Genomic DNA, 12957 nt, shown 5'->3' on the forward strand with positions numbered 1-12957 from the left:
ATTTTTATTTTTTATAAAACTCCCAGTAAAAATTCGTTTTATAGGTTTCAGAAGAAGTAATATGACTTTCAATCTTATTTTCAATTTTAGTAAAAATAGAATTACCATTATTATCGCATTCTATTTTATTGAAATTATCCTTCTCTGAATTGAATGTTAGCGTTGATTTATGTACAATTACATAATTCTCAAAATAACAATCACTCATTGCTGACTTTGAAGAAGCATATAATTTGTAAATGGTTTCTAAATCTTCTCGTGTAAATCTTATATATAATTTTATATTTTTCTCTAAATTATTTTTAGAGTATTTCTTGTATTCATATATTCCAGTTGAGCTGTTGTAAACACGTTCTTCCTGAATAGCTCCTAAGTCATAATCTGCGGTATGATATATAAAGTCTTTTTTTACTTTGCTCTGAGCTGTACAAGCTTGAAAAGCATTAAATAAAATTATTAAGTATATATAATTTTTCATAAGATAATTATTTCATTGAACGTTGAAAAACTGACATAAGCTTCTTATAGGCTGTTTCTATTAAGTTTTGTCTGGCAAAATCTAAGAGTTTAAACATTTTATCTAATCGAAACTGAGGTATAAAATCATCAATGGGGTAGTTATTTATTGTTCTACTAATATGCTCTAGTTTGTATACTGCGAATTCTTCTGTAGTATCTAACATTTCTGTGTATCTATTTTTTAGTCCAAATTCTTTTTCCCAATCAATACTTTCATTAAGTAACCTTAATTTATTCGAAAGTGCATGTCCCGTCTCATGTATCATTGTTTCGGCTAGTAATTGGGGTTTTTGAGCAGCTAAAGGAGAATATACTATATTGGATTTACCTGTAAAATAATTTGCTTTTGTAGTATATGCTAAAACATGGGTGTCATTTCCAGGATTCATAGTCCCATCTGTCCATGCTGCATCTCCAGAAGTTTCGTCCCCAACTCCGTAATCATCATAATAAAAATTTTTTCGAGTTTTATTTATATTATTTTGCATAGTATCACTTCCAATAGTTGGGTCATATTTATAAGTTGAAGTCGTAGAGTTATCAGCCATTGTTATTCTAGCCTTATTCCCTCCACTAGCAAAATACCCTACAGTGTAACTCACAGCAGCTACTGCACCACCAATCACAGCTCCTTTTAAAACTCCATTTAAAAAGTTATCACCATTAATTAATGAAACAATACCTCCGCTTCCACCCCCAGCTAGGGCTCCATTTCCAATCGTAGCCCAGAACCCTCCGGTACTAAATATTTCTCCAGCTCCAGCTGAAACGGCCCGTAACAGTTCCCATTAGAATAGATTTTGCAAAGCCACCCCAGGACCAATTATTATTTAATGTTGTCTGAAGGGCATACATGCCTACGCTTATTGCTGCTCCAATAATGGCGCTAGATATCGCTGTAATCCAAAAATATCCAAGTCCAACACAAAACACTAAATGCAAATTCCCATTCGGATTATTATACATTAAAGGATTATTCAGAAAATATCTATAACCTTAAATTCTTTTAGTTTTTAATTTCTATATATCCATTTTCCGGATATTTTATTTTCTCATATTTATTGTTGTCAAATCTGTTACTTTCAAAAAAGAATATTTTATACTTTTCAGGATCTGATTCTTTACAATTCAATAAGTATTCGACTATATATTTTGCTTTAGGAGCAAGCTTAAATTCATATTGTTTCATATCTCTGGTTTTTGAAGAATCAATGCTTACAATTTCTTTCTTATTATCTTCTGAAATACAATAAGCCGTAACCCTGTTTGTAATAATATTTGGTATAAATTGTTTAACAACAACATCATCAGATTCTTTGATATTCTGTTTTACTGCTTCTTTTGCAAAAATTAAACGTGGAACAGGAAAATGTAATGTATCATTTCTCAAATTAGAAACAGAAATCTTTAAAATATTTTTGTGAAATTTTAAATGAGTAACAATTCCTTCAGAACTGACCGTATTTTTGCTTATTTCAAAATCAATTATGCAATCTTTTTTATCTACTTTATTCTCGCAAGAAATAAAACAAATAATTATTAATAGTAGGAAATTTTTCATTTTTTTAAGATTAATAAGGAGTTTTAATACCTAATTTTCTATTAAATACAGGCAATAAAAAGTTTCTCAGCATATTGAATTCTTTGACATTATTACCAGTTACATTATTATTAATAGCATTTAAAATAAAATCTTTATCCATACCGATTGCTGGATTAGCTGGGAATTTATTAAATGCGGAAAGGTGATTTTCCAAATCATAAATTGCAGCATGTCCTAAATCACCTATTGTACTATAGCCCGAATTGAATAATTTTTTATCATGCAAATATTTTATAAAAGCATTACCACCATACATTGCATATGAGTGTGCAGTTTCATGTACCATAGTTGTAAAAAGAAGTTCTTTTGATGCAAATGCAGCTTTAGCATAATGAATAGTAGATTTCATTGTAAAAAAATTAGGTTTTGTTGTATATGCATAGGCTTTTCCGTTAGACATTTGGAAAAAGCCATCTGACGATTGAGAGTAATAATCTGATCCAGCAACATCTTGTCCTACTCTATAAAGATTCATTTGTGTAGAATCATAGCCTGCCTCATTTCGCATATTCTTTAAAGTTTTATCTGAATATATTCTAAAGAATTGTTTGCATTTCCATTATCTTGACCATTGTAATATTTAGCTTCGTGTTCCATTCCCCCATACTTTACATAGTAGTTTACCGTATGACTCACAGCAGCCACTGCACCACCAATTACAGCTCCTTTTAAAACTCCATTTAAAAAATTATTTCATTAATTAATGAAACAATACCTCCGCTTCCACCACCAGCTAAGGCTCTATTTCCAACCGTAGCCAAAAAACTTCACACTAATTTTCTCATGTTCTAATGGCAAAATAAATCTGCTTTGCCGTGACAAAGCAGACTCCGAATTATCTTTTATAAAATTCCCAATAAAAAGTTTCTTTATAAACTTTTGTTGATTTAAGCTTATTGATAATAATAGCATTTAAATCTTGCATTTTTTTATTTTCCTTGAAATTATAACATTTAGTACTATCAACATAATTATTCTCATGGTAAAAGCTTATAAAAGTGTTCTCTAATAACTCACCATTACTTGTATCATAAAAGCAATTATATAATTTTATTGGTTTTAAATAATTATACAAATTGTATATTTCTTTTTTGGAATTTTCATCTAATTTTATCTGAATAGTTTTTGTTGAAAATTTTTCATCAATATTTTCTTTTTCTGTTAAATTATAAATTCCCGTTTTACTATCATAACTTATTTTTTTCAAAAACTATATGATTTGAAAATAAGGAAGAACTATATTTAAAGTCGTAATTAAAATCTTTTACGGAGTTAACGTTTGGTTTACAGCTAATTAAAATTAGAAACAATAGACTTGTACTTTTTTTCATAATTATATTTATTTCATGACTCTATCAAAAATAGGTAGCAATTTTTCATAAATAGAACTTATTGAGCTTCTTTCTGTTGTAGAAAGCCTCCTAAAAAAACTATCTAATCTCACTGTACTCAACTTACCTATAATTGGTATATTATTTTTTAAAGCTGTGAAATTTTCTAATTTATATATAGCAAAATGTTCAGTATCAGCAAGCTCTTCCCAGCCAATATTATTAGCCTTTAAATCAATTAATGATCGTCCTAATCCAAGAAATGATGCATATGCATGTCCAGTTTCGTGTGCCATTGTTAAAAACAATGCTTTCGAGTTTTGTGCAGCAATCGGTGAAATACTTACTTTTGACAAACCAGTAGTTAAACTTTTAGGTGACGTATATCCCCATGCTTCGGTAAGATTTCCATGATCCATATACTCTATAAAGCCATTAGAGTTTCCTTCTGATAATGAATATTCCGCCCCCCCCATGTACCATCTGAAAAGTTTTTCGTTTTTGTGCTATTAACACTTTCTTGCATAACTTTCTTTGAGACTGATGGATCATATCCATATTCAGATGAATTATACATATCACTTTTTGAGAAGTATTTGGTTTTATAAGCACCTGTAACAAAATAGTTTGTTAGATAAGAAACTGCTGCTACAGTACACCTATTGCTATTTATTTCTGTATAAATTCATCTGGATATATCAATCTATACGTAGGCAAAATAAAATCATATAATTTTGCTTCAACTTGATCATATTTCTCCTTATCCTTCAAATCTGTATTACATGGCAAGTTCTCCACATTTTCATTTTTATTAAAACTAATTGTTGAACTTGATAGGAGTTCATTATTATCAGTAAATACACAATTGTGCAAATTTTTAGATTGTAGTTTTAAATACAAATCATAAATTTCCTTAATATTTTTTTTTGTTAGATTTACTGTGACTGTTTTTGTCTTATAATTTCCATCAGGATATAATTGTTTTACTTGATAAATTGCAGTTTTACTATCGTAAGATTTAATTTCATCAATTACTCCATTATAGTACAGAATATCCTTGTATACTAGATGATGATTATCTTTTTTTTGAGCTATGCAGCTTTGGTGAAAAATGATATACACAATCAATGATAGAGTTTTTAGTTTTGCTTTTTTATTTTCCATAAAACATAAATCGGTTAAATACTGGCATGAGTTTATTGTATGCATTATCAACTACACTTCGAGAAATTTGGTTTAATCCATTATATAGTTTATTAATCATAGATGGTCTCATATAAAAATTACTTTTTAATCTTGTTGAGTTAGATATGAGATTTTTATCTGCATATACATGTTCCAATTTGGACATAGCTAAATGTTCACTGGTATCAGTTTTTAGCTGTACATCAAACAAACCTAATTTTTGAGAATATGCATGACCAGTCTCATGTACCATTGTTGCAGCTAAAAGTTCTTTGTTTTGGGCTGTTATTGGTGCATATACAATATTAGATTTGCCCGTCCAGAAATTTTTTGGAGTGGTATATGCATAAACTTTACTGCCATCTCCAGGATAAATAAGTCCATCACTACCTCCAAATCCAACGGTATCCTTACCTACACCAAATTCGCTAATTTCTGATTTTGTAAAGTTTTTTCTCATTGTATTTACATCATTTTGCATTGTTTCATTACTTATACTAGCATCATATGTATTACCGCTAATATCCGAAGAGGTAGTTTTATATTTAACCTTATTATATCCTTGAGCATAATAATTAACAGTGTAACTCACAGCAGCCACTGCACCACCAATCACCGCTCCTTTTAAAACTCCATTTAAAAAATTATCACCATTAATTAATGAAACAATACCTCCGCTTCCACCACCAGCTAGGGCTCCATTTCCAACCGTAGCCCAGAACCCTCCAGCGCTAAATATTTCTCCAGCTCCTGCTGAAATGGCTCCTGTAATAGTTCCTATTAGAATAGATTTTGCAAAACCACCCCAGGACCAATTATTATTTAATGTTGCCTGAAGGGCATACATGCCTACACTTATTACAGCACCGACAATTGCACCGGATATCACTGTAGCCCAAAAATATCCTAGCCCAACACCAATTAAGAAAGGAAGGACCTCTCCACTTGGATCATTATACATCAGTGGATTGTTGAGTACATACCCATATTTATTATAATTCTGGGTATTGTAGGGATCCTGAATATTTTCATCAGCATTTAAGAATCTTCTTAATAATGGATCGTACAATCTACCGTTCATGTGGATGATTCCTACTTCTGCAAAATGCTCATGGCTTGTGTACCCTCTTTCTACTAATAGCGAAGTCGCATCAATTATATTTTTATCAGTGATAATGGCTCCGTTTCCAATCTGCAGATGAGTGAAATTCCCCCATGCATCAAAGTGTCTTTGCTCAAGTTTATTTCCTGTTTCATCACTAACAGCAAGTATGCTTCCCAAATAATCCTTGTGCAGAAATTTGTAAGAACCGATGCTCTCTGTAAAGTTCTTTAAATATACAATATTTGATTCATAAGGATTTCCTCCGATATATAGAATGTGCTTTTCCTTTCCGGTAGTATTGTCCCTGAGCACTTCAAAACTTCCGTCTTCACTGTAGAACTTGGTGAATTTACCATCCCCATCGATGCTGAAGTTTCCTCCATAAGTCACTCTTTGCCTCATGCTGGTTAAGCCGTATTGGAAGGCAACATCTCCTTTTTCTCCATCAATGAAAACGGGGTCATTATTTTCGTTGTAGGCAATGCTTTGGATTAGATCATTGTTGTAGTTCTGAGTTCCGGCAGCATTTAAAGTCATTCCGGTAGGCTGATAGATCTTGGCAGGGTTCTCAAATTTAATTGTTCCCACCTGATCGTTTTCCATGATCCGACCTTTAACATCGTAAATATTTCTATTTGTAGCAGGTTTGATTCCGGTGACAGGATTGGTCCAGTTGATGAGTCTGTTATTATCGTCATAATCGAATGATTCTGTAATATTAAAATCTCCTCCTGTGGTTCTGCTTTTCAATTCATTTTTAATTGCGTCAAATGAATAAGAGAGTTGAAGAATAGACGGCTTAACGGATGAGGAATGATTTACATTAGTTAAGAAGCCATTGACATCATAGGTATTGTTAATGCTGGCTGCTCCTAATTTGGCTTGAAGTACCTGCCCTTTAGCGTTTGTTTCATTAAGTTCCCATAATACTTTTCCTGAGTTTTTATCTTTTACCTGATATAATTCCCCGCTCCAGGCACTGTAGTTATTTTCAATCTGGACTTTTGTGAGAGTGCCTGACGAATATAACTGTTTCTCATAAGAAATAACCCTTGCCTTATCATCATAGGTAATTGCTTTCTGGATATAATATTTTTCGTTACTGCTTTCTGAAGATGATAAAACTCTGCCTTGCGGATCATAAGAAACACTGGAGCTGTATGTTTTGCCTTTGGATGTTCCTGATTTTGAGCTTATCCTTCCTTTATCATCGTATTGGTATGTAATAACTTTATTAGTTGCCTGCCCGCCATCGGTTGTAGACAGTTCTTTCTGCAAAATAAGCTGGCCGAAAGTATTGTAAGTGTATTCTTTAGTACCTTTTGGACTTATTATTTTTTTAGGCTGGCCGAAACCATCATATTCATATTTATAGATTCCGTTGGATGGATCATTAAATTCTGATTTTCTTCCCCATGAATCGTATTTTGTAGTAACAATATTTTCAGCATATTTAGCCTGAACTTGCTCTCCTGCAGCATTGTAGGAGAATGTAATAATCCCTCCTTTATCAGAAGATGAAATTGTATTTCCAACAGCATCTGCCGTTTTTGTAGTCGTTCGCGCATTACCATTGTTTTCCTTTACTGTTGTTGTTAAACCTGAAACCGAAGTCGCTACCTCTTTTCCATTGAATGATTTTGCCGTTATTTTTGCCGGGAAAACCGTATCGTCATAAGTAATTGTGTTCCATTGAAAAGGATTACTCCCTTCAAAGAAAGGTTCACTTTCTGCAGTTTTTCTTCCCAATATATCATATTGAGTTTCTTTTGAAACAAATTGTCCTTGCGTGAATGCTTTGGTTGAAACTTTATATTCCTGTCCCAGTTTGTTAGTATATTTTTTTGATACATTACCATTAGGGTCATACTGTATAATTGTTATATTGGAATTGGCATCTTTTACATACTGATAAGTTGTAATACCTTCCAAATTGGTTTTGGAAGACAGAAGTTTGCCCCATGCATCATATTTATTGACTAGTATATTTCCAAGTGGATCGGTTTGTTTTTCAATCTGTCCCGAATCATTGTAAATAAAATTGGTTTCTAGTCCTAAATTATCGGTTTTCTTTTCTACAAATCTTCCTTTAGGTTCATATACAGCTTTGTTAGTTTGTACCTGGGAATCTATACTATTACTGATCGTTTTTTGAGTGACATTTCCAAAGCCATCATAATCATATGTTTCCAAAAGATAACCGGTATTATCTCTGTTCCAGGTTTTAAGTGTTTTTAAAAGGTTATTGTCATAAATATATTCTTCCTTGGCAGATTTTGTATCACCATAGGCCTGTACAATATCAGTTTTATATTCTGGTCTTCCAATATAGTAAGCTGATCCCGCTCCTGTTGGATTATGGATATATTTAAATGTAGAAGTTGTTATAGCATATCCGTTATTCACATTGGTTACACTTTGGGCTGGAAGATAATAATCTCCGTAGGTAAGACTGCCTGTAGTGATAGTTCCTGTTAAAAATTCCTTAGTTATAGTACTTTTTGGAATAATTGCCGTTACAATTTTAGGTTTATCAGTTTCTGAAACAGGTGTGGTTACTAACTGTCCGTTTAAAAGTTTATCTTCTTGATAAATAGTGGACTTAAAGCTTAATAGCTGGGTGTTGTTCTCAGAGATATCTGTTGGGAAAATTTTTGATTCATCATTTGTTCTGATAGACCATTCCTTTACAGGAACTCCATTCATAAGCGGATCTATTTCTACTCCTGACCAGATCTTGGTATTTTCAGTTCCATCTGCATACCACGAAGAACGTACGGACTGATAATACCCTAATGAGCCTTTCCCTTGCAAATGTCCGGTCATACCCCTGTACCTGAAATCTTGTTTTTTCCCTTCCAGTTTCAACTGTGATACAGCATAAGACTGATCAACTCTGTTTAAAGAGAAGTATGGATAATATTCTTTTTTGATTTTGTTATAAAAAAATGAATTACTTTCAGGGATAAGTTCTTTATAATCTACCGTCGTTATAAGACCGCCCTGATTAATTGCTGTAATTCTAGTTAACTCAGCTAAGGAGGTTTGTGCTCTGTATTTGTGTACTCTTGTTTTATTAAACAAAAAAATGTCGTAATAGCTGTTGTTGGACTTAATTGGGTTAATTATAGGTTGAAATAAACTAAGGTCACCTCCGCTAATAGTATATGATTGGCTTGTACTGTTTAAGCCGGCGGTAAAATCAGTACCACCATTTCCATGCAGCGTTTTAACTTCATATTGTAACTTTCTCCATGTTGCATTTCCATAACTATCTACACCTCCTACAGTATTTTTAGAATAAATAAAAACAATGTCGGATTTTCCATCTTTATTGGTGTCTGAAATAGAATAAAAATGACGATCAATCAACGACCATGTTACTGGTTGGTTGGGACTTCTATATTTAAGAAAATTAATCTTTAAAACACTTTGAAAACCATTTTCCGTACCCATGTAAAATCGCCAGTTATCATCTACCTGGTTATCTGTTACAGGAATTGTAAAATCAAGATTTCCATCTCCGTTAAAATCCCCATATAAGATAGGAGTTTCAGGATTTTTAACTTCAGATAGATTTCCTGTAAATTTTATCTTTTTCAAATATTTATCTGAGGCTGTTTTAATAAACTCAAAAGCGGTATATCCTGTATTTGAAACATTGATAATTTCAACTTTTCCATCTCCGTCAATATCTAAATATTTTTGATTGCCATAAATGCTTTCATTAATTCCAGTATCTATTGTATATGTTGATAATGGGTTATTTTGATTCTTTAAATCCACAATGAAGTTATCTATTTCATAAGTAGCACACCTAAGAATAGTACAAGGATCAGGGCGATTAGTCGTTCCGGAAGAATTAGGATCGCTACAGTTAGGATCAGGAATCCACTGGCAAAGTTCTTGCCTCAGTGTTAAAAATATATCTGAGATACCATCTCCGTTAAGATCACCTTCATTCAATGTAGGAAGTAACATTCTACAACCTGCAGGATGAGGATCAGTTGTACTTTGCGTACATTGTGATTCATCATATACTAATTTTTCAAATACTTTGACAAAATTATTATTTCTGAAGATATAACCTACAATTTTACCTTCTTCATATTGTACAATGCCATTTCCATTATAAATCTGGCCTTCTTCGTCTAATAAGGTACTGACAACCTTTGCTTCACTATTAAAAATTTTACCGGTCGAAACATCTGTATATGCATCGTTGAAAGCACCAAGTTTTACAATACCATTATTCATAACAAAGTCCAAGTAAGAGTCTCCATTAAGATCTCCGGTGAGCTTGACATTCTCAAAAGAATCACTGTTATAAGGCAAAACACCATAATAATCTCCTGTTGATGAGATTAAATTTGGATATGAAAATGTCACAGGATTAGCACTTGTATTTTCAGAATTGAATTCCGTAATTTTATTGACTAGCTGATAATTGGTGCCATTATTAAAATACTCTATTGCGTACCTTTTAAATGTACTTCCATTAGATTTTACAACAACATCATTTAACAACTTATCTTGGAGAATTGAAATACCATTTATAAAAGATGTTTCTTTTAAGTTTCTTGTTGTGTTTGTATTATAATTAAAAATAATACTGTTAAAGTTTGCTTTACTTAATAGATCATTCCCTCCCCATTCTATACTTGCTATAGAGGCAACGTTGCTGGATAATGTTTGGGTATAATTATAATTAATATGATTCCCTTGCGCATCTTTCCATTTTACAATATTGTATTCTATGGGTGTTCTGGCTGTACTATTTCCTGAAGCAATTGCTCCGTACCAAGCCTGAGAACCATCTTCAAAAGTCACTTCCCAATATTCAGGACCTTGCCAGGCTTCTCCCGTTACAGATCCGATGGATCTTATTTTGACATTCGAATATTTTTCCGTAACATATTCAGCTCCATTCTTACCGTATTCTCCGGATTTTAAAACCAGTCGTTGTCCATTGAAGCTATAATAATCAGAATAATCTAACTTGATTCCTCTCGTTTCGCCATTAGTCTCAACCGTTTTCCCAACTCTCGAAATGGTAGTGATTCCTGAAATATTCCAGCCATACCCTGCAATTCCATTACCTGAACCACTGATATAAACAAGATTAATTTGTGGAGCTACACTTTTTACCCCAGGTGGAAGAGCAATAGGTATAGTAAACTGAAGTTGCCCAGCTCCGTTCACTTCAATGTTTCCTTTAGTGTCATGAAAGCTCTGTCCTGATGGTGCTGTAGTACCAGAAGGATTACCCGCACCAGCTCCTGAATCCACAGGTCCTCCCCCCGGGTTCTCCGTACCAGGCCCAATTTTAGCAACAAAAGGATTGGATATATTTGATGTTGCGTGAAACCCTTGTGCAAGCACTACGGTTTGCGGATCCTGAACCGTTCGCGAGGTGCTTTCAGCTTGGTATAGTATAGTTTGTGAATACCCTAATATTGAGAGACAGGATATTATGAATGAATAGAAAATTTTCATATTCTTTTTCTTTGTGTTAATAAATTGTTAGATGACGAATCAGATAAATAGCTTATCGTTTTGTAACGTTTCGGCTAAACACTCTGCCGTCTTTTAATGTAAAACGTAGAATATAAACACCCCAGTCATACCCAGTCATATTAATCTTCAGCTGACGGTTTAGCCCCGGAATATTCTGTTGCTGAAATTTCCAGTGTACCGTACTGTGCTGATACAGTGAAACGGATTCTATAAGATCATCTGCTTCTTCAGTCCAGTCCATGGTAAGAACGTCATTAACGGGTACAGGATAGAGCCTTATCTGTTTCAAGAAGGTTTTTTCATCCATAGCAAGAGCTTCTTGCTGTTGCAAGGGAGCTACTGTTTTAGTTTCCTGTTTTGCTGTGTCAGTGGGAGCTGTTTTTCCTGCAACATTAGGGCCTCTGTATCTTTGGTTTCCGGCTTCGTCATATTTGAAATAGACTTCAGTTTGTGAAAAGCCTAAAAAGCCTATAAACAATGAGAATGTAGAAAGTAATTTTGTTTTCATTTGTGATTTTATTTTTTAGTGGAAAGAAGTTGTTGGACTTGTTTTTTTAGTTCTTTAATTTCTTCGGATTGAGATTTATTTTCTTTATCCTGCTCTATAGTATACAAAGTCAATTCCTCAATCTTTTGCAACAGTTTGATCTGGAATTCTCCCACATTTACTCCTTCTTTTTCCATAACTTTTGCAGAAGCAATTTCCGGCAAATGTTTTTTCTCTTTAATATGTTTTTCAACATCTTCAAGTTTAGGCAGGCTATAGTTTTCTTCAAATACAAAATCAGCAGTTGGTGAAAGAGTTACTTTTACTTCTTTTGCCTCAAACTTTCCATTTAATGCTGCATTACCTGTCTCTCCTGACAACACGAATGCCTTGCCCCATTCCCATGCGTTTGCACCTCCATAAGCTATATGAAGTGTTTTTCGGCCGTCATCTGGTGTGTGAAAAATCCATGAATTAGATCCCCCACTTATAATATCTTGAAATTGGGCATTTCCTACTACATCAAGCTTATATACCGGAGAATTAGTGCCTATTCCTATATCACCGGCTGCATTAATCCTCATTCTTTCAATATTATTTGTACCAAAAGTAATAGGGTGATCAAGAAATGTTTTCATTTTTAAAGTCCCTAAGCCATCTCTAGCATAAGAGATATCAAAAATATTAGTACCTAATTCATTGATAAGAAAACCTACTTTATTTGAAGGCGCAACTGCATAGTCAGAAATTTTTGAAGTTATAAAACCATTATCCACTTCTAATTTATATTCGGGAGTAAAAGTCCCAATTCCCACATTTCCAGAAAATATACTTTTTTTGTCTAAAGGATAAAAATTCACAACAGCATTATTATACTCCTTCCCAATATAATATGAATCTATTTTGTTAGCATCTCCTACAGCACCAAATCCTCCTAAATTTGTACTTCCCGTTGCATCCAAAAAATTATAACCTCTGGCCCAATAAGTATCATAAGCCCTTATTGCGATTCCAGAAGCAGGAATACCTTCATCCACTAATATTCTTCCTTGAACATCTAGTGCTGTTCTTGGGTTAGCTGTCCTTACGCCTACATTATTAGAAGTTGGATTAGTTGTCACGGCTACACCCGCATTAGGTGAATATAATTGTGCAAAAGAAAATGTTGAAATAAGTAAGGCCACAGCCAGTAATTTTTTCTTCATAGTGT

At 33.2% G+C, this 12957-nt stretch carries 11 protein-coding genes; all 11 read right to left on the reverse strand.

All coding sequences use genetic code 11. From position 1 onward, the window contains the following. Window positions 1–4: 4 nt before the first annotated feature. The 11 genes from LC418_RS03950 to LC418_RS04000 all read right to left on the reverse strand — a co-directional run bounded on the left by LC418_RS03950 (window position 5) and on the right by LC418_RS04000 (window position 12952). On the reverse strand, window positions 5–478 hold the full coding sequence (locus LC418_RS03950) for a hypothetical protein (RefSeq protein ID WP_223558185.1): 474 nt from the start codon (window positions 476–478) through the stop codon (window positions 5–7). A gap of 7 nt (window positions 479–485) precedes the next feature. Further along, window positions 486–1145, reverse strand: a complete 660-nt coding sequence (locus LC418_RS03955) for a hypothetical protein (RefSeq protein WP_223558186.1) — start codon at window positions 1143–1145, stop codon at window positions 486–488. A 115-nt stretch (window positions 1146–1260) separates the two neighbouring features. Next, complete coding sequence (locus LC418_RS03960; RefSeq protein WP_223558187.1) at window positions 1261–1485, reverse strand: hypothetical protein; 225 nt, start codon at window positions 1483–1485, stop codon at window positions 1261–1263. A 40-nt stretch (window positions 1486–1525) separates the two neighbouring features. Next, the gene (locus LC418_RS03965) at window positions 1526–2080 is read right to left on the reverse strand and encodes a hypothetical protein (RefSeq protein WP_223558188.1); all 555 of its coding nucleotides are present in this window, start codon (window positions 2078–2080) and stop codon (window positions 1526–1528) included. 10 nt (window positions 2081–2090) lie between these two features. Then, window positions 2091–2630, reverse strand: a complete 540-nt coding sequence (locus LC418_RS03970) for a hypothetical protein (protein ID WP_223558189.1) — start codon at window positions 2628–2630, stop codon at window positions 2091–2093. 327 nt (window positions 2631–2957) lie between these two features. Then, complete coding sequence (locus LC418_RS03975) at window positions 2958–3329, reverse strand: hypothetical protein (RefSeq protein ID WP_223558190.1); 372 nt, start codon at window positions 3327–3329, stop codon at window positions 2958–2960. Window positions 3330–3461: 132 nt separating this feature from the next. Beyond that, the gene (locus tag LC418_RS03980; protein WP_223558191.1) at window positions 3462–3929 is read right to left on the reverse strand and encodes a hypothetical protein; all 468 of its coding nucleotides are present in this window, start codon (window positions 3927–3929) and stop codon (window positions 3462–3464) included. 193 nt (window positions 3930–4122) lie between these two features. Further along, window positions 4123–4617, reverse strand: coding sequence for a hypothetical protein (locus LC418_RS03985; protein ID WP_223558192.1), 495 nt, complete (start codon window positions 4615–4617; stop codon window positions 4123–4125). Next, entirely contained in the window at window positions 4607–11239 is a 6633-nt protein-coding gene (locus LC418_RS03990) for an RHS repeat-associated core domain-containing protein (RefSeq protein WP_223558193.1), read from the reverse strand. The genes LC418_RS03985 and LC418_RS03990 overlap by 11 nt, the downstream gene beginning before the upstream one ends. Before the next feature lie 52 nt (window positions 11240–11291). Then, on the reverse strand, window positions 11292–11768 hold the full coding sequence (locus LC418_RS03995) for a hypothetical protein (RefSeq protein WP_223558194.1): 477 nt from the start codon (window positions 11766–11768) through the stop codon (window positions 11292–11294). 8 nt (window positions 11769–11776) lie between these two features. Further along, window positions 11777–12952: a hypothetical protein gene (locus LC418_RS04000; RefSeq protein ID WP_223558195.1), complete on the reverse strand. Its 1176-nt coding sequence runs from the start codon at window positions 12950–12952 to the stop codon at window positions 11777–11779. Window positions 12953–12957: the final 5 nt, after the last annotated feature.

It is taken from the genome of Chryseobacterium lathyri, from assembly GCF_019970085.1.
Lineage (GTDB): Bacteria > Bacteroidota > Bacteroidia > Flavobacteriales > Weeksellaceae > Chryseobacterium > Chryseobacterium lathyri.